The sequence below is a fragment of the Chryseobacterium sp. genome, from assembly GCF_022869225.1.
GTDB lineage: Bacteria > Bacteroidota > Bacteroidia > Flavobacteriales > Weeksellaceae > Chryseobacterium.
On sequence record NZ_JALIHL010000001.1, the window covers coordinates 1,969,305 to 1,989,451 of the forward strand.

The 20,147-nt window shown below is 39.7% G+C and carries 12 protein-coding genes and 1 riboswitch; of the genes, 1 reads left to right on the forward strand and 11 read right to left on the reverse strand.

The window, feature by feature from the left end; genetic code table 11:
* Positions 1 to 97: 97 nt before the first annotated feature.
* The 9 genes from MUW56_RS09160 to MUW56_RS09200 form a co-directional block, all read right to left on the reverse strand.
* Positions 98 to 1,087 (reverse strand): M28 family peptidase, encoded by a 990-nt coding sequence (locus MUW56_RS09160; RefSeq protein ID WP_292012899.1) that lies wholly within the window; start codon positions 1,085 to 1,087, stop codon positions 98 to 100.
* Positions 1,088 to 1,130: 43 nt separating this feature from the next.
* Entirely contained in the window at positions 1,131 to 3,251 is a 2,121-nt protein-coding gene (scpA, locus tag MUW56_RS09165) for a methylmalonyl-CoA mutase (RefSeq protein WP_292012900.1), read from the reverse strand.
* A gap of 177 nt (positions 3,252 to 3,428) precedes the next feature.
* Positions 3,429 to 5,516, reverse strand: coding sequence for a prolyl oligopeptidase family serine peptidase (locus MUW56_RS09170; RefSeq protein WP_292015397.1), 2,088 nt, complete (start codon positions 5,514 to 5,516; stop codon positions 3,429 to 3,431).
* A gap of 111 nt (positions 5,517 to 5,627) precedes the next feature.
* Positions 5,628 to 6,305: a hypothetical protein gene (locus MUW56_RS09175; RefSeq protein ID WP_292012901.1), complete on the reverse strand. Its 678-nt coding sequence runs from the start codon at positions 6,303 to 6,305 to the stop codon at positions 5,628 to 5,630.
* An 86-nt stretch (positions 6,306 to 6,391) separates the two neighbouring features.
* The gene (gene prfA, locus MUW56_RS09180) at positions 6,392 to 7,477 is read right to left on the reverse strand and encodes a peptide chain release factor 1 (protein ID WP_292012902.1); all 1,086 of its coding nucleotides are present in this window, start codon (positions 7,475 to 7,477) and stop codon (positions 6,392 to 6,394) included.
* 167 nt (positions 7,478 to 7,644) lie between these two features.
* Positions 7,645 to 8,943, reverse strand: coding sequence for an APC family permease (locus MUW56_RS09185; RefSeq protein WP_292012903.1), 1,299 nt, complete (start codon positions 8,941 to 8,943; stop codon positions 7,645 to 7,647).
* 6 nt (positions 8,944 to 8,949) lie between these two features.
* On the reverse strand, positions 8,950 to 11,472 hold the full coding sequence (locus tag MUW56_RS09190; RefSeq protein ID WP_292012904.1) for a TonB-dependent receptor: 2,523 nt from the start codon (positions 11,470 to 11,472) through the stop codon (positions 8,950 to 8,952).
* Between the two features lie 95 nt (positions 11,473 to 11,567).
* Positions 11,568 to 11,673, reverse strand: a riboswitch (SAM riboswitch).
* Positions 11,674 to 11,769: 96 nt separating this feature from the next.
* Complete coding sequence (locus tag MUW56_RS09195; protein ID WP_292012905.1) at positions 11,770 to 14,604, reverse strand: alpha-amylase family glycosyl hydrolase; 2,835 nt, start codon at positions 14,602 to 14,604, stop codon at positions 11,770 to 11,772.
* Between the two features lie 250 nt (positions 14,605 to 14,854).
* Positions 14,855 to 16,930 (reverse strand): T9SS type A sorting domain-containing protein, encoded by a 2,076-nt coding sequence (locus MUW56_RS09200; protein ID WP_292012906.1) that lies wholly within the window; start codon positions 16,928 to 16,930, stop codon positions 14,855 to 14,857.
* A 154-nt stretch (positions 16,931 to 17,084) separates the two neighbouring features.
* On the opposite strand from MUW56_RS09200, the gene MUW56_RS09205 reads away from it, so the two are divergent.
* Positions 17,085 to 17,957 carry an AraC family transcriptional regulator gene (locus MUW56_RS09205; RefSeq protein ID WP_292012907.1) on the forward strand — a complete coding sequence of 291 codons (873 nt, stop codon included), beginning with the start codon at positions 17,085 to 17,087 and terminating at the stop codon, positions 17,955 to 17,957.
* A gap of 93 nt (positions 17,958 to 18,050) precedes the next feature.
* On the opposite strand, the gene MUW56_RS09210 is transcribed toward MUW56_RS09205, so the two are convergent.
* Both MUW56_RS09210 and MUW56_RS09215 read right to left on the reverse strand, forming a co-directional pair.
* The gene (locus tag MUW56_RS09210; RefSeq protein ID WP_174441949.1) at positions 18,051 to 18,335 is read right to left on the reverse strand and encodes a hypothetical protein; all 285 of its coding nucleotides are present in this window, start codon (positions 18,333 to 18,335) and stop codon (positions 18,051 to 18,053) included.
* Between the two features lie 92 nt (positions 18,336 to 18,427).
* Entirely contained in the window at positions 18,428 to 20,035 is a 1,608-nt protein-coding gene (locus MUW56_RS09215) for a fumarate hydratase (protein ID WP_292012908.1), read from the reverse strand.
* Positions 20,036 to 20,147 lie beyond the last annotated feature (112 nt).

Consider the following 20,147-nt stretch of genomic DNA (forward strand, 5'->3'; position numbering starts at 1 on the left):
CTGTTGTGTTCTGAACATTGCTTCGTTGTTTTTAATTGGTTAAACTTGATTTTCAGGTGCAAATATATTAATTTTTTTGAAAAACAAAATATTTTTTTCACTTCAGGTGAATCAAGCTCATAAAAATGCTGTTAATTACCTTAGACATCCTCTTCAGATCAAGGGTTTCCAGGGTATCTGTCACTTCGTGATAATTTTTATTCCTAAAGAAGGAAGTATCCGTGATCATTAAGGCAGGGAAGTCAAACTTCCAGTAATTAAGATGATCGGAAAAGTCGACTCCCTTTACAAATTTGGGCGCCGGAAAGGTTTCGGCTTTTATTTGTCCTGAATTTTTAAATTGATCAATAAAATCCCTTACAAACGGTCCTGCTCCACTGAAGCGCTTAACCAGGGTGATAAAATCTCCTTTATTTCCATAGATCCAGGAAAGAGTCCCTATTGGAAAATCCTGCGAGCCCTTTTCATCTCTGAAATAACCGATCATTTCAATACCGGCCATTCCATACACCTCTATATTATGGTCTTTCAGATACTTTGCATGAATATAGCTTCCCATATTTTCTGTTCTGAAATGAGGAGGTTCTTCTAATGTATAAGCTACCAGATCTATTCTGTAGTTGAGCTTCTGCCCTTTAAGCATTCTTGCCAGCTCCAGCAGCGCTGTCACTCCGGTGGCATTATCATCGGCTCCCTGCTGATCTCCACAGACGTCATAATGAGCTCCTATAATAATTCTTTTCTTATTTTCTGTCCCAAAGGAACAGATCACATTTTTGTATATATTTCCGTCCACTTTATATTCCTGAAATACAGCATCATCGCTATATACAGCAAAGGTCTGACGAATATAATCTGCCACGGCATTCAGCTGTTCCACATTTTTATGATTCCGGAATTGAGGGGTCTGGGTAAGTGCTTCCAGGTGTTTTTGAATTACATGAATATCAGCAGCCGCCGGAGAAGTTTGTGAGATGTTCTTTTTCTTTCTGCCGGACCCGAATAAAAAAACACCTACAAAAAAGAAAAAGCCCGCAAAAAGAAGTATTTTTCTATTCGCAGGCTTTATTATATTTTTCAGATTCATATCCGTAAGGTTTAATCTCTCTGTCGAAATTAAGGATTTTAGTTTAATGCTCTAAAAATTTCTCTAAGATTTCCACGGCACATTTCGGAAGGTTTGTCCCCGGACCAAAGATAAAGTCGGCTCCATTGGCATATAAAAACTCATAATCCTGTTGTGGAATCACTCCTCCCACTACGATGGTGACATCGTCTGCACCTAATTTTTTCAACTCTTCCACAACTTGCGGAACCAATGTTTTATGGCCTGCTGCGAGCGAAGATACTCCCAAGATATGAATATCATTTTCAACAGCTTGTTTAGCCACTTCTTCAGGAGTCTGGAACAACGGGGCAACATCAACATCAAACCCCATATCTGCAAATGCTGTAGCTACTACTTTTGCTCCTCTGTCATGACCATCCTGCCCCATTTTAGCAACCATAAGTCTTGGACGACGTCCTTCCTCTTCTTCAAATTTCTGAGTAAGCTTAAGAGCTTTTTCAAAATATTCATTTTTACCGGCATTCATAGCATATACTCCAGAGATTGTTTTAATATTAGCTTTATATCTTCCGAAAGTTTCTTCCATAGCATCACTCATTTCACCAAGAGTCACTCTTCTCCTTGCCGCCTCGATACACAATGCCAGAAGATTTCCTTTGCCTGTTTTGGCACTTTCACGGATCTCATTTAATATCTGTTCAACAGCATCAGCATTTCGTTCTGCTTTGATGGTATCCAGTCTTTCGATCTGTTTTCTGCGTACTTCGGTATTATCAATGTCTAAGATCTCTATTTGATCCTGCTTCAATGAGGATTTGAATGAATTCACTCCGATAATGAATTCTTCACCACTATCAATCTTAGCTTGTTTCTTCGCTGCAGCTTCTTCAATTCTCATTTTTGGAATTCCGGCTTCGATCGCTTTCGTCATGCCTCCTTCCTGCTCTACCTCATCAATATACCTCATCGCTTCTTCAATCATTTGCTGGGTAAGGCTTTCTACAAGGTTACTTCCTCCCATAGGGTCTACTACATCACATATTCTGCTTTCCTGCTGCAGAATGATCTGTGTGTTTCTTGCTATTTTTGCAGAATAGTCTGTAGGAAGGGCAATTGCTTCATCCAATGCATTGGTATGCAGGGACTGAGTTCCGCCTAATGCTGAAGACAGTGCTTCTATCGCCGTTCTTGTAATATTGTTGAAAGGTTCCTGCTCTGTAAGAGACCATCCTGAAGTCTGCGAGTGGGTTCTTAATGCCAAAGATTTTGGGTTCTGAGGATTGAACTGCTTTAAAAGGTTCGCCCAGATATATCTTGCGGCACGCATTTTTGCTATTTCCATGAAATGATTCATTCCGATGGCCCAAAAGAAGGACAGTCTCGGTGCAAAATCATCTACATTCATTCCGGCTTTAATCCCTGTTCTTACATATTCAAGACCATCTGCCAGTGTATAAGCCATTTCCAGTACCGGAGTCGCCCCAGCTTCCTGCATATGGTATCCTGAAATGGAAATAGAGTTGAATTTCGGAATGTTTTGGGAAGTATATTCAAAGATATCTGCAATGATCTTCATGGAAGGTGCGGGTGGATAAATGTAAGTATTTCTCACCATGAATTCTTTCAGAATATCATTTTGGATGGTTCCTGAAAGCAATTCCTGTTTTACGCCCTGCTCCTCTGCAGCTACGATATAGAATGATAAGATAGGAAGCACTGCCCCATTCATCGTCATAGAAACAGAAATCTGATCCAGTGGGATTTCGTTGAAGAGGATCTTCATATCTTCCACGGAGTCTATGGCTACTCCTGCTTTTCCTACATCTCCTACTACTCTTGCATGATCGGAATCATAGCCTCTGTGGGTAGCAAGGTCAAAAGCAACGGAAAGTCCTTTTTGTCCTGCCGCCAGGTTCCTTCTATAAAAAGCATTGGATTCTTCTGCTGTGGAGAAACCTGCATATTGACGGATTGTCCATGGCTTCTGAACATACATTGTGGAATAAGGGCCTCTCAGATAAGGTGCAATTCCTGGAGAAGTCTGTGTTAATGATTCATCTTTTACATCTTGTTTTTCATAAGATGATTTAAGTTCCAACCCGTCTTTCTCAAAATTGTAGATTTCTCTTTCCTGAGGGGCTACATTAAAATCAGGTTTTTTCACAGAAATTGTCTTTCGCATTCCAATAATTTTTGTCTGCGTAAAGTTAATTTTTTTGAACGAAACACGAAACTTATGTTAACATTCTATTGCTCTGAAATTTAGCTATAAAAACAGGCCGGGCAAATGCCCGGCCTGTTTATGGTATCATCCGTTAAATTAACCTGCTATTGCAGCTTACATCCGGTATTTTTGTTCTTACAGCTTAATTCCCATTTCATACAGGGCGAAGGCCATTAAATCTGCATTTTCGGTAATCACCTGTTCTGTAGATCTTCCCGCTCCATGGCCGGCATTCTTTTCAATTCTTAACAGAATAGGGTTTTTGCAAGCCTGCTTTTCCTGAAGCCCTGCCCCAAATTTGAATGAGTGCGCCGGAACCACTCTGTCATCATGATCACTGGTAATAATCATCGTGGAAGGATAGCAGGTTCCTGCTTTTACATTATGTACCGGTGAGTAGGATTTAAGGTATTCAAACATTTCTTTGCTATCTTCTGCAGTTCCGTAATCATAAGACCAGCCAGCTCCTGCAGTAAATTTATTATATCTCAGCATATCCAGAACTCCTACTCCCGGGAATGCTACTTTTGCCAGATCCGGTCGTATCGTCATGGTAGCGCCTACCAACAGACCACCGTTTGATCTTCCTGAAAGCGCCATATATTCTTTGGATGTATAGCCTTTACTCTGTAAATATTCTCCGGCAGCAATAAAGTCTTCAAAAACATTTCTTTTCTGCATTTTTGTTCCGGCATCATGCCATCTTTTACCGTATTCACCTCCCCCGCGGATATTGGGAACGGCATAGATTCCTCCGTTTTCCATCCAGATTGCATTGACCACGGAGAAAGCCGGTTGAAGGCTGATATTGAATCCTCCGTAAGAGTATAGAATAGTAGGGTTTTTACCGTTCAGCTTAGTTCCTTTTTTATAATTGATCATCATCGGAACTTTTGTACCGTCTTTAGAAGTATAGAATACCTGTTCTGAAACATAATCTTCAGGATTAAATTTTACTTTTGGCTTCTGATACACTTCAGATTTCCCGGAATCTACATTAAATTTATATGTTGTTCCGGGTGTAATGTAATTGCTGAAAGAATAATACACATCCTTCTCTTTTTCTTTTCCTCCGAAACCGGAAATATTTCCTTTTCCGGGAAGTGCAATTTCTCTGATTAATTTTCCGGTCTTATCAAATTGTTTCACCTGATCAATAGCATCAATCATATAAGTCGCAAAGAAATATCCTCCGCCGGAAGAAATCCCCAGTACATTTTCTGTCTGTGGAATCACATCTTTCCAGGTTTCAGGAGCCGGGTTTTTGATCGTCGTTTTTACAAGACGCATATTCGGGGCATCCTTATCGGTAAAAATAAACAGATCATCACCCTGTGTATCAACAATACTGGCATTGATGTCAAATCCTTTCACAATCTGTACAAAGTCTCCTCCGTTCTTTAAATCTTTAATATACAGTTCATTTCCGTTGGTTGCATTGGCCGCAGAAACGATCAGATATCTCTGATCTTCAGAAACACTTGCTCCCAGATATCTTCTTGGTGTTTTTTCACCTCCAAAGATCAGCTTATCTTCCGACTGCTTGGTTCCCAGCTTATGAAAATACACTTTATGCTTATCGGTCATTCCTGAAAGAACGGTCCCTTCTTTTGGTTTGTCATAACTTGAGTAATAGAAACCTTCATCACCCTGCCATGAAATTCCGCTGAACTTTACATCCAATAATGTATCATCGATCTGCTTTTTAGTAACCGCATCAATGATAATGATTTTGTTCCAGTCACTTCCTCCTTCCGAAATAGAATATGCGGCAAGGTTTCCTTTTTTGTTGAATGATAGATTCGAAAGTGAAGTGGTTCCTTTTTCTGAAAATTTATTAGGATCTAAAAATACTTCTGTAGCCTTGGTCTTATTATTTGTTCTGTATATAACAGACTGCGCCTGTAAGCCGTCATTTTTAGAATAATAGGTGTAATCTCCTTCTTTGAAAGGGGCTGAAATTTTTTCATAATTCCAGATATCTCTCAACTGATCTTTAATTTTATCCCTGAATGGAATTTTTGAAAGATAATTTTGACTGTAAGCAACTTCTTCATCCACCCACTTTTTGGTAGCTTCAGAATCATTTTCCAGGTCTCTGAAAGGGTCAGCTACGGTATTTCCGAAATAAGTATCGGCCTGACTTCCTTTTATTGCTTTAGGATAATTCATTTTTTGAGAATAAAAAGATGCTGAAAATAGAACTCCAGCAGTTAATAACATAGGTTTAAAATTCATACTGATCGGTTTTCTCAAAAATACGTAAAGTATGTGAAATAAAAAAAAGCCCCTGAAAACAGGAACTTTTTATCTTTTTTATGGCTTCTGAATCTGTTATTCTTTGGATCCAAAACTGTCAAAATAGAAATCTGTCAGATTCGTAACCATCTGATCCGGGCTTCCATTCCAGTAGTATATTTTATCTCCTTCTTTAAGTTCATATAAACTAAACTCCTGGTCTGTACTTACTGTTTTATCTGCCTTTTTAAAATCTTCAACCACTTGGATCAGGTATTTTTTCAGCGCTGCCGCTTTCACTTTTTGGGGTTGTGCTGCTGGTTCTGCCGTAAGTTTTGAAGGAACTATAAAGCTTACGGTATAGGTTACCTCAGCAATTTTCTGATCTTCTATATATTCATTGGGAACCACCTTTACGTTTTTAATGGCCAGCTTTCCGTTTCTGAAGTTTTCAAACATCGCTTTAAAATAATCCTCAGCTTCTTTTTTACAGGCTGCAGCAGTTGCTTTAGGAAAAGCTGAAAGGAAGTTCTCTGCTGTTGCCTTGATCGTTTCTTCTGAGGTTTCCTTAAAGTTAATCTGATAGGCATCCTTCCCCTCTACTGTAGGTCTTAAATACTCATTCAGCTTGCCCAGCACCGCGTCATCATTGTTCACAAAAGTGCCAAAGAACAGTTCGAATGCTTCAGCAGGCTTCTTTACTTCCGTCTGAGCGGAAAGATGCTGTCCCAGCATACTCAATACCAGGAATAAAATAATTTTGTAGTTTTTCATAGTTTATATTTTAGGTGACTATATTTGATGAATTTAAAAATAAAACCCCTGAAAAAATCAGAGGTCTTATTTGATATGTTAAAAACTTAGTAGTTCTCTTCTTCTCCCTTCATTTTCTCTGCATTTTCTGCCATGATTACGGCATCTATCATTTCAGAAATATCTCCGTTCATATAAGCATCAAGGTTGTACATAGACTTATTGATTCTGTGATCCGTTACTCTACCTTGAGGATAATTGTAGGTTTTGATTTTTGCAGAACGGTCTCCGGTAGAAACCATTGTTTTTCTTTGGGCAGCAATATCTCCCTGAACTTCCTGCAATTTGATGTCATATAATTTAGCACGAAGCATTTCCATCGCCAATTCTCTGTTTGCCAGCTGAGAACGGGCCTGCTGACAAACGACCACAAGTCCTGAAGGTTTGTGGGTCAACTGAACTTTAGTTTCAACCTTGTTTACATTCTGACCTCCGGCACCTCCTGAACGGGAAGTCTGCATTTCAATATCAGCCGGGTTGATCTCTACATCCACTTCTTCAGCCTCCGGTAAAACAGCAATGGTAATGGCAGAAGTATGGACTCTTCCCTGAGATTCTGTTTCCGGTACACGCTGTACACGGTGAACTCCTGATTCGAATTTCATGATTCCGTAAACCCCTTCACCTTCCACTTTCATGATCAGTTCTTTGTAGCCTTTTGCCGCTTCATTAGAATCGGTTACTTCATGTCTCCATCCTTTCGTTTTGAAATACATGGTGTACATTCTGTAGATATCTTCCACGAAAATAGCCGCTTCATCACCTCCTGTTCCGGCCCTTAATTCTACGATGACGTTTTTGTCATCTGCAGGATCTTTAGGGATCAATAGCACCTTAAGTTCTTCTTCCAGCCCCGGAATTTTTGACTGTGCTTCCAGTTTTTCTTCTTTCGCTAAGTCTACCAGGTCTCTGTCTGAGCCATCAGCAATGATTTCTTCAGATTCTTCAATGGAATCTAAAGCACCTTTATACTGATCATAAACTCTTACAATTTTTCCCAAATCACTATATTCTTTGTTCAAAGAAGAATATCTTTTTTGGTCTGAAATGACATCAGGCTGTATAATAAGGTCTGCAACCTCATTATATCTTTGTTTTATAGCTTCTAATTTTGGAATTAATGATTTAGACATTATGGAATTTTTGTGGGGGCAAAGATAAGGATTATTAATTCAAAATTAAAATTCCAAATCAGCATAAATTTTTGAGCATTAGGCTACATCGCAAAAAGCTGACAGGCAGATTTGCAAATTCGCCTTTTTGCCGGGTTAGGTAAAATAGTTCAGCAGTATTTCGAATGTCAGCTTTTTTTGGAAAGTCTTCTGTCAATTAAATATAAAATAATCCCTACGGCTACAATTCCCAGTCCGATCATACTCTCTTTTGGATTATGGATCAGTGTAAAATAAAGGATATACAAACTAAACAATAAAAAAACAGTAGGAAAGATATAGAAAGCATTGGATTTAAATATTTTCCGATCTTCTTTTTTAAGAAAATAAACGGTAGAAATCGCCAAACTCGCAAACAGCTGAAGAATAAATGCCGTATATACGAAAATTTCTTTAAAACTTCCGGTTAAGATAATGACTGAGGCAATCACTGCATGGGCAAAAATAGCTCTTACCGGAATTCCTTTTTTATTTCCGGCAGCAAGGGGTTTCCACCAATAGCTGTCTTTGGCAAAAGCCTGCGTTAATCTTGATCCTACCCACAGGTACCCGCTGATCGTGGCAATCAATTGTAATGCAATAAAGATATTCACTACTTTCCCGAAGGCAGATCCCAGCATATTGACAGCCGCTTCTCCCATCACATCTTCTTTCCCCGCCAGCTGGCTTACCGGAGCATGCTTTAACATGATATAATTGACCAAAATATAGCTTACCGTCACAAAAACAGTCCCAATGATCAGAGATTTTGGAAGATTCTTCTGCACATCTTTTATTTCTCCGGCGATATAGGACGCCGAATTCCATCCGGTATAAGAATAGGTCACAAAAACAAGGGAGGTTGCAAAAGCAGGAAGCATGATTTCATTCTTCCAGTTGTCACTGAAGCTCAGGCTGTTTCCGATATGGGGAGATGCTGAAAGCCCCACCCCTACGATAATCAGGATTATAATAAAAGCAACCTTGATGAATGTAAAAAAATTATGGAACCGGCTTGAAGCTTTAAGACTGAATGACAAAGCGGCCGCCACCAGAAAGATAGCCGCAATAGCAAAACCGTTTCCAAAGGTATAATCAAATGCTGATAGGTATTTCGACATCGCCAATGCTGCCAAAGCTACCGGTGAAGAGAATCCTATAATCAAGGAAATCCAGCTTATTAAATATCCGAACAACGGATGATAAGTTTCTTTGAGATAAATAAAATCACCTCCGTTTCCTTTAAAATGAGATCCTAATTCTGCATAGCAGAAAGCACCAAATAGGGCCAGGATTCCTCCAATCATCCATAACAGGAAGATGCTGTAGGTATTGGTAATATCGGAAAGCTGAAATCCCAGGGTGGTAAAAATACCGGTTCCTATCATATTGGAAACCACAATAGCTGCCGCCGTTTTCCAGCCGATCTGGTGTGAAGGAGTACTCATGAATGATTAAAAATTAAAATTAAGTCTTCCAAAGAAATAGCTTCCCAATGTTCCCATTTGTACCGGTGCATATTTAAATACTCCATAATATGAATTTTCATAAATCTGCAGGTCCGGGAAAACATCAAATACATTATTGGCTCCCACTGTAAAATTGATATTTTGGGTTATATCATAGCCTATGCTGATGTCTGTAACGACCTTTGGTGAAAATTCCTGAACGCTCCCGAAAGGATATCCGTCTCTTATGACTTTACCAAAATAGGTATTTCTCACGAGAAAATTGAACTTTCCAATTCCATAATTCAATCCTAATGAGGCTTTCGTTTTCGGTGACAGGGTTTCAATGATATTAATTTGGTCCGGGCCAAAAAACTCATTCCGAGGGGTATCTAGATTTTCAGGGAAGTGAAAATCTGTAATTTTTGTTTCCGTATAGTTTCCGGCAAGATTTAGATTTAAGTTTCCTCCGCCGAGCTTCCAGTCATAGGAAACAACCATATCAACTCCTTTAGTCTCGGTATCAACGGCATTTGCGAAAAACCTTCCGCTTTCCACTTTATATTCTGTTAACCTGGAATCTGTAATATTACTTGTAATCACAATCCGGTCTTTTACCTTGATCCAGTATCCGTCTATTGTAATGAAAAGTCCTCTTACCGGCTTCAGGGTAAATCCGGCACTGGCATTGACTGACGTTTCCTGTTTCAGTTTATCAAAACCAAGAACTCTTGCCGCTTCACTATCGTTTCTGAAAATTCCTTTGGTTACAATACCTGAGCCGGAAGTCGAAATATCGGCATAAGAGTTATTAAAATACTGCTGTTGAAGAGAAGGCGCTCTAAATCCTGTTCCTATGGCAGCCCTTACTGCATAATTCTTCACAAACTCATATCTCACGGCCAGTTTTCCGTTCAGGGTATTTCCAAAATCTGAATAGTTTTCAAATCTTGCTGCGGCATCAATATTCAGCTTTTTATCCAGGTCATAAGAGACATCTGCATATACTGCCGTAGAGTGCCTGTCTTTTTTCAGGGCGTTATCCGGTGAAAATCCAATAAAAGACTGGGATCCGCCCGCTCCAATAACCGTTGCATCAGCTCCGGCAACATTTCCGTTGATATCGTATTGAGTGTAAGATGCTTCGTCTCCGGCTTTAATCTGATACTGCTCAAACCTGAATTCACCTCCAAACGCAAGGTTAAACCGGTTTATATTTTTAGAGACATCCAGGTTAAGGGTATTTTGCAAAAAGCGGTGTGCTCCTGCCTTAAAACGGGTTGGTGATTTCGCTCCTAGAGATGCATTATTGGTATTGCTTACGTTATAATTGAAAGTATTGCTTCCAAAAGTATTGCTCAGATCAAACAGCCAGTCATTGACATTGTATTTTGCTCCTACAGCATAAGAAATATCATACACCTGGGAGCCCAGGACAGCCTGAAATCCGTTGGGATAAATAGATGAAACAACATTAAATGTTTCACTGGGAAGCCTTCTGAAGCCATATCCTTTTCCTTCTTTGATGCTGAAACCACCAAAAGAATAAAATTTAAAACGGTCATTAAAAGGATATTCCGCATTGAAAAACAACTGTGCCTGCCTGATCTGTGCATCTCCGATCTGGAAATTAAAATCATTTCGGGAAAGCCCGTTCTGAGCGATCAGGGCATCATCATAGGCTCTGGAAATCTGGCTTCCTGTTTCCGCTGACCCATACTCAAAGTAATTGCTATAATTTTTGGTCGCAACCGGAGAAACATTCGGCAGTACAATACCATTGGCAGTGATCACTCCGTTATTATTGACTACATTTAAATTCGACTGGTCGTAGATGATCAGGTCATGATTCTGGGTTCTTGTTGTTTTTCCTCTGTGGCTTAGCTGTAAGGAGAGGTTAACGTAGCTGTCTTTTTTTCCTAAAGAAGTTCCATAGTTTGCTCCGGCCTGGTAGGTATCTCCGTCATTTCTCCCGCTCAATCCGTAAGTAACACTTGCCGAAGCTCCGGCATTTTTCTTAAGAATAATATTGATCACTCCTGCAATGGCATCCGAGCCATACTGAGCAGCGGCACCATCCCTTAATACTTCAATTTTTTCAATAGCAATCACGGGTATCGTACTCAGATCTGTTCCTACAGAGCCGTTTCCGACAGTATTCTGATAGTTCACCAGGGAAGTGGTAGGTCTTCTTTTTCCATTCACCAGCACCAAAACCTGGTCCGGTCCCATTCCTCTCAAGGTGACGGGATCTATATGCTCTGTCCCGTCAGAAGCAGACTGTCGTACCGAATTAAATGAAGGGATGACATAGTTCAGCAGATCCTGAACGGTGATCTGGGGAGATGCTTTTTGTATCTTTTCAATATTGATAACATCTACGGGAACAGGAGTTTCTATTTTTGTTCTCTTAGCATTACGGTTTCCTACGATAATGATATCTTCAATTTGTTTTCCTGCTTCTTCTTTTTCCTGGGCTGCTGCTCCAATGGTTCCAAGCAGTAATACGGCGATGCTTAATTTTTTCATCTATTGTTCTTGCAAAATTATTAATACCGTCCGGAGGATCAATCCCCGGCTCAACAAGACTTCAAGAAATGGAATTCATATAAGAATATTGACTTCGCTTATCTCCCCCTTTGGGTTGGAATTAGCACCTTTACACTTCTGGAACCGTGCAGGTTGCTAAGGTTTCTCCGGGCCAAATCCCTCCACCTTTCTTGATAAATCTACTGCAAAAGTAGACTATTTTTTTCAATAGGCAAAAAAAGCAAATCTGCGGGTCTGCAAATTTGCTTTTTTGTGATTTTCAAGCTCCCCTCCAGTCTATTTTACAATCATCTTTTGAATGGCAATACCGGTTTCGGATCTCAGATGAACTAAATATGTTCCCGCCGGATAGTCGACCTTTAATTCGTAAGTCCCGCTTTCACGATCAAGCCTGATTGTATTTAATCTTTTACCCGTCATGTCAACAATGGCAATCTCTCCATTTTTAGCTTTGTTAAAAATTAATTTTACAGAACCGTTTTTCACCGGATTATCTGCAATTTGAAGGGATAATTTATATGCTGCATTGATGTCTGCCGTTGACAATGTACCACTATAATTCCCAAAGATCCTGAATTCTCCGGGCTGTAAGGTAATCGGAGCCGTTGTAGAAGCAACATTCAAAATGGTATTGTCCATTATATTCTGCCACTCACCGGTATAAGGAAAATAGGGATTAACAGGCTGAGCTGAAGTCCCATAATTGGCCAGCACCACAACATTTTTCATTCCGCTGATAGAAGGATCTGCTATATAAATCCTCGTAATCAATCCATTAGGATCATTAGCCAGGTTATTGGATTCCACACTATAGGTTTTTGATTTAAAAACCTGATGGGTATTCCTGATATTGATTATTTTGGCCCATGTGTCGTATACTGATTTTCTGTTCACATCCGTATCATATCCCAATGTAAATGCAATAGGTTTTTCATCTGTTCTGCATCCACTATTAACGGTGCCATCTGCACATCTGTTGATACTGAAATCATAGCCCAGTTCTCCAAACTGCCAGATCATTTTCGGACCGGGAATGGTGAAAAAGGTCGCTCCGAAAGCTTTCATTCTCATAAGAGCCGTATTCAGATCTTTCACATTATAACTTCCGTTCACGGCGCCATATGCAAGGTTTTTAAACATTAACCGTTCTTCATCGTGGCTTTCTCCATAGCCTACGGCACTCATATTGGTAAAGCCATGAAGACTGTGATTCATCCTGTCATAATTGCTGTTATCCTTATACCCCATAGTGTTTTGGTTGTAAGGATCCGTTTGCTTATTCCAAAGAAGGACGCCTTTTCCTTCTGCAATTCTGTAGTTGGCCCACTGTTGTTCTTCTGCATCTGTTCCCAGGTGCTCAAATATCATATAAGAATTAGGATCGATGCTCCATTGCTTATCTGCATAAAGTTTCATAATGTCCACTCTGTCCTGCTGATAGGCATTGGTACATGCTTCATCACTTTCCGAGCAGTTTTGCGTAAATCCTTTTGTTAAATCCCAACGGAATCCATCGATATGATATTCCGTCAGCCATTGCTGAAGACATCTTTCAACGTAATATTGAGTGGAAAGGCTCGAATGGTTAAAATCGTTAAACACATTATATGAATGTTTCGGAACCTGGTTGAAATAAGGATTATCAGACGCTACATCACCATATCCGTCACCATCCGGATCTACATTCCATAGCCTTACCAAAGGTGATCTTCCCGTAGCATGGTTAAGGGCGATATCCAGAATAACAGCAATCCCGTTTTGATGGCACAGATCTACAAATTCCTTAAATTTTTCCGGAGTCCCATAGGCTTTATCTAAGGCATAATGAAAAGAAGTATTGTATCCCCAGGAAAGATTTCCATCAAACTCCATGATGGGAAGTAATTCAATTGCATTGATATTTAAGCTTTTCAGATAGGAAATCTTATTGATGAGCGACTGCCAGTTTTTTTCCTGGGTAAAGTCTCTCAACAATAATTCATAGACAACTAAATTTTCTTTAGCCGGTCTCTGAAAGTTCGTGATCTGCCAGCTATAAGGAGTCTGCCCGGTTTTAAATGTTGAAACTTCAAAATTCTGTCCTGCAGGAAAGACCGGTAAATTAGGATAAGTGGAAGCAGAGATCCACGGATCATCATAAGAAGACAGAATCTGTGGAGAATAGGGATCCGCTACTTTTTTCAGGTCGTTGGTTCTGTATTGGAAAGAATAAAGCTGCTGAGGAGTCAGTCCATTTAATTCAATCCAGTACAGATCCGGATTTGCGGTATCTCTTTTCATTAAATAGGCATCATCTACCGCCCAATTGTTAAAGCTTCCGATGACATGCACAAAATTTTTATGAGGAGCATAGAGCGCAAGCCCCACTTTTGTCTGATCTGTGGAATGATAATTAATCCCCTGTTTGATCCAGCCCGGAACCGCTTCAGAAACTACATTTCTCGGTACCTGCAGAATAAAGGCTGCCTTTTTGGAATTTGATCCCTGGGTAGCGGTAAGTTCCATGCCGGCATCCTGCGAAACAGTATAGTTATAAGAATAGGACATTGAAGGAGATGAAGTGGAATTCACTACAATCCCGTTGGCTTTTAATTGGAATGTCGCATCCACATTGGTAGTGGCAGTAATATGGATTGACCCTCCTGCAGGCACTGATGTTAAACTGTTTGCTGCCGGATGGGTTAAACTGATGTTCAGCACGCCTACATTGACAAAAATATCCGGTGAAGTCTGATGGGCCCCGGTTTTATCTTTTAATAAAAACCCCAACCTTCCGATTCCGGTTCTGTTGAAAAAGGCGGTAGGCGTCAAACTTAAAGAATAAGTATCTGCAGCCGCATTATAAGTAAGCTTATTCAGATCATTAGAATTGTTCCAGCTCCCATTGGTAGGGCAATCCTGACTGTTCTGATAATTGGTGTCGAAAGACCATGACCAGATATAAATCTCATGATTGGAAACTCCCCAGGCCGATTCGTCGATCTGATCTCCGGGGACAGTCAAAGTAATCGCATCCGTTTCATTGAATGGGTTAGGGGTAATAGTATAATTTATCTGCCCAAAAACAAACATTGCAATAAGCAGGAAAACAGCAGAGTAAAACTTTTTCATGTCGTTATTTTTATCGAATATAGGACTATTTTTTTTCTGTTTTTTCAAAAATTTCAGTCTATGGTGAAAAATAATACAAAAGCCACAATTGGACGAATCCTTTTATTTGCTGTTAAAGCAAAAAGACTGTCCAAACGTGAGACAGCCTTTCCTAGTAAAAGTAATTGTAATTGAGCTTTTAGCAGGTACCGAGCCTGTCAATTTAATTTCCGTTTTTTGAGGTAATCTGAAAGGCCAGGATGTATAGACATTAGTTTTTAATGATTTTCTTAGAAACCATCTGTCCGTTTTTTAACTTTAATTCTACGATATATAATCCATTGGAAAGCCCGTTCATATCAATCTGATCATTCGAGAATTTAACGTTCATTTTTTGTCCTGCTGTATTGGTAACATTGATTTGGTCAATACTGCTGCCTGCTTTTACAAAGATAATTCCATGGGTAGGATTCGGATATATTCCTATCGTATTCATATTCGGTCTGACTTCTGAAGTTCCGAGGGAAGAAAAAGGTTTTATACATCTTACCGATGCTCCCTGACCTCTCGGGGCCCCTGCTGAAGCATTAGCGAGCGTAGAGCCTATATATAAGTATTTGGCTCCCAGACTGGAAGTATCAGAACTCCAGAAGTATCCTCTCTGCCCTACAAAGGTAAAGTCTCCGGTACCGGATCCTCTGTATCCACCCGCCGGTAATTTCAGACGACTGTTGTATGCCGTAACCGGATTTGAAATTCCTTCTGTCGTTACAATGCCTACCCACTCAGCCTGAGAAGGCATTTTCCAATCTGGCCCGATGGCTTTACAAGGATCTATCCCAATATAATGCTTTACTTCTGCAAGGGTTGATGCAGTCCATGTATCTGTTGATGCAAAACCACTCCACCATGCTGGTGACCCGGTAATATAAGATCCCTGACCGGTTATTCCTGCCGGAGTGTTTGGAGCCGGGGCAGAGGCTACCGGAGAATTTCTCAGCTGGTGACCATCATCCCATCTTCCCCATTGGAAGAGATCTCCATACGAATCCGTATCGGCCATCGATGCAGCAACCTGTGAACTTCCAAGATTCTGCTGAAGCCATATTTTTCCATCTCCACCTCTTACCGTGGCATAAGAAACCTGCTGTCCCTGGTAAATAAAAGTTACACATCCTGTATCTCCGGGATTAATTCCGGGATCTGTATTATTACAAAGCGGAGTATTTCCCGGCAATGAAATTCTTTTTACTTTGGTGGCATCCTCAGAATAAGCCAATACAAGATAATGATGGGCATTATCTATTGCCAGATCATTGTATTTTGCCTGATCACCGGAGATAAAGTCTCCTCCGAAAGGAACCCAGTTCTGGGAAGCATCCAGCTGATATACCGTATTTCTCAAAAAGTCATCATTTTCAAAACGGCTCGCTACTACATAAGGTACCCCTGACGAAGTAACAGCTATAGCAACATGCTGTGCTTTTCCACTTGAAAAATCTGCATTTCCTACCTGTACCCAAGAAGTTCCGTTGAATTTTTTTACATTCAGTTTTTTACCCATAGAACTTGCAGAAACATAGGCAACATAAATGTTATTAGCTGCATCCAGTGCTATATCTGAAGAATAGTGTTCTCCTGAGGAAGCCGCATCTACAACTGCCCCGCCTACCAGGGTCCAGTTCTGTGAAGATGAAGCATCCGTACTGTTTTGATATACTTTTAAGCCTCCTGACACGTTGGCTGTATAGACTATATTATTGGTCCCGATCACCATTTCTGCAAATTCAGCACCGCCTGAAAATCCCGAGTTTCCTACCTGCTCCCATGCTCCGTTTATATATTTTTTTACGGTTCCGGAACCGTAAGATCCATAAGTAAACAAGACATTATTTGGTGATACTGCGGATGCCTGGTAGTTTACCGAATTATTGGTGGCATTGGGTAGCAATGCCCATGCAGAGCCATCAAACTGACGGACTTCAAGCCCCGAACCGGGATACCCAATCTGATTAGTATAATACACACTTGTTCCTGCAGTATTTATAGATAATGAATTGTAGGGGGCTGTTCCTGTGGTAATTCCAGCTCCTCCTCCAAGGAAGGACCATGAGGTTCCATCAAACTTCTGAACAGAGCCTTTAGCCACCGAAACATCATAATAGGACAGATAATAATTTCCCGCAAGATCAATCACCAGGTTATTAAAACTACTTCCTCCCGCAGATACATTTTGTACTCCTCCTACGTCTTCCCATTGCTGGGCATGCGAATAGCTCCCTAAAAGGGTAAGCAGCGCCAATCCTGTTCTGATTTCCCTTACTGCAAAATGTAAATTTCTAAACATATTTACTATTATTTTTAATTATTCTAAATTTAATTTAATTTTGCGCAAAAGTACCGTACATTATTAACCCTGAGTTATCATTTTCAAACTTTCGGTTATCCTGACAGGGATTTTTGTTTAACGTAAATTGTAGCATGGCTGTAAAATGTGTCGTATGAGGGATCAAACTAAAAGTGCCCTTTTGTTCAGATCCGAAGACATTACAATTGTAATGCAGGAAGACTTATGTCCAGAGCAATCTTTCAGATCTCATATGCTTGAGGGGAAATCGAGCTTCAATCTTCTGTTTTTTATGAGTTCCAATATCAATCTGGAAGCCGATGACTGCGGTACAAGGTTTTTATTTAAAAAAAATCAATATATCCTGCATTATTCATCCCAGGAACGTGTGGCAGAATTATGGACGGAAAATCAGGAGATCCTGAAATATCTTCAGATTCAGATCAACTACCGGTATATTTTCAATCTGATCAATCCGGAGGCCAATTCAGAAAGCGCTGAAATATTGGAGAATATGACCCGCAACAATTTTATATTCCTCCACAAAGAAACACCTCCCAATATGACCGTGGAAATGCATATGATTATTAAGGAAATCCTCAATTACTCGAAAAAAGGGCTTCTCCAGAAGCTTTTTGTAGAAGCTGAGATCATTAAACTTCTGATCCTGATTTTTGAGCAGTTCAACGATAAAAATACATTACAGGAAAACCGGGAAACCCCTGAAATAATCAAAAAATTCATTGATGAAAACTACCATAGAAATATTAAGGCTGAGGAAATAGGAAAACTCATCGGAATGAATCAGAATATTATCAGGAAAGAGTTTAAATCCCAATATCACATCACCATAACCCATTATATTGCAGAGCTGAGGATGCTGAAAGCAAAAAAACTGATCACCAACAGCAATATTATGATCAAAGAAATTGCTATTGAATGCGGCTATGAATATATACAGAATTTTACCCGCGCCTTTAAAAAGAAGTTTGGAATCTCTCCGGAGAATCTAAGGAATAATAAATAGAAAAAACCGCTTAATTGCTTAAGCGGTTTATATATGTTGTTTTGCTTTGATATTACTTTTTCAGAATTCAGGTGAAAAAGCAATGACAATCAATTAATGATGATGTCCATGATCGTGAATGAAAGGTCCGTTACCCTTAGGCTGGTTGTAGATAACCTCTACCCCTTCCTGCTCATAAATGTTCTTTCTTCTGATGTCTTCAGGATCGAAAGGCTTCACTTTCCCAAAGTACTCTTTCAAACCTTCAGTTAACCACATTGGGATTACTAATCCGAAGAACATAAAAATACACCAGAACCCCACTAAGAACATAGTTATGAAGAATATAGTCCATAGGAACTGGTAGAACGGCCAAAATGCTGATAAAATCGTTATCATTCTCTTAAGATTTTAGGCAAAAATAGAACTTTTTTCCTTTTTACACAAAAGATACAAGCTCTATTTTATAATTTATTTTAATTTTAAACTAATTAGTGGGCAAGATCTGCGAAGAAATCATTTCCTTTATCATCGGTAATAATGAATGCCGGGAAGTCTTTTACTTCAATTTTTCTTACAGCTTCCATTCCTAATTCAGGGAAATCGACCACATCAACCGATACAATATTATCTTTCGCCAAAATTGCAGCGGGTCCACCGATTGATCCCAGATAGAACCCTCCGTATTTTCCGCAAGCATTTGTAACATCTTTACTTCTATTCCCTTTTGCCAGCATGATCATACTTCCTCCATGGCTTTGAAATTCATCAACATACACATCCATTCTTCCCGCAGTTGTAGGTCCGAAACTTCCTGACGCCATTCCATCCGGAGTTTTTGCAGGTCCGGCGTAATAAATCGGGTGGTTTTTAAAATATTCCGGCATTGGTTTCCCACTGTCAATCAGTTCTTTGATTTTTGCATGAGCAATATCTCTTGCAACGATCAAAGTTCCGTTCAATTTTAATCTTGTTTTGATTGGATATTTTGAAAGCTCAGCTAAAATTTCAGGCATCGGTTTATTCAAATCAACTTCTACCGCTTCTTCCAGGTGTGGCGGAGTAGCGGGCAAAAACCTCTTTGGATCTTGTTCCAACTGCTCAAGGAAAATCCCTTCTTTTGTAATTTTTCCTTTAATATTTCTGTCTGCAGAACAGGAAACCCCCATCCCTACAGGACAAGAAGCGGCGTGTCTCGGAAGTCTGATCACCCTTACGTCGTGAGTAAGATATTTCCCACCAAACTGTGCCCCAATGGCACTTTCCTGGCAGATTTTCTGAACCTTAGCCTCCCATTCAAGGTCTCTGAACGCCTGGCCGGCTTCATTTCCTTCTGTCGGAAGATGGTCATAATATTTTGCAGATGCTTTTTTTACTGCGGCCAGATTCGCTTCAGCAGAAGTTCCTCCAATAACCAATGCCAGGTGATAAGGCGGGCACGCAGCTGTCCCCAAATCAGAAATTCTTTCTTTTACAAAGGCTTCAAGAGATTTTTCGTTCAATAAAGATTTAGTCTTTTGATAAAGGAATGTTTTGTTGGCAGAACCTCCTCCTTTTGTTAAGAACAAAAACTCGTAGTAATCTCCTTTTTTAGCATAAATATCAATCTGTGCAGGAAGATTTGAACCTGAATTTTTCTCGTCAAACATGGTTAAAGGAACTACTTGAGAATATCTTAAGTTTCTTTTCTGATAGGTATTGTAGATTCCTTTGCTCAAAAATTCACCGTCATCAACCCCGGTATATACATTTTCTCCTTTTTTACCAATCACAATTGCCGTTCCTGTATCCTGGCAAGAAGGTAAAGCTCCTTCCACCGCCACAGCAGCATTTTGCAACAAGTTATAAGCAACGAACCGGTCATTGTCTGTAGCTTCAGGATCATCAATGATTCTTTTAAGGCTTTCTAAATGTGAGGAACGCAACATGAATGAAACATCTGCCATAGCTTCCTCAGCCAGTAATTCCAATCCTTTCGGGTCTATTGTTAAAATTTCTCTGTCACCCAGTTTTTCAACCTTTACATAATCTGATGTAAGTTTTTTATACACCGTATCCTCTTTCTGAATTGGATACGGATCCTGATATCTAAATTCCATTCAATTTTTTCTTTGCACAAAAATACGGCTTCCGTTAAAAAAATATGAGCAAAATCAGTCATTTCAATTGATATTTATAATGATTATAAATTGTGAAATTCTTCGGTTATCA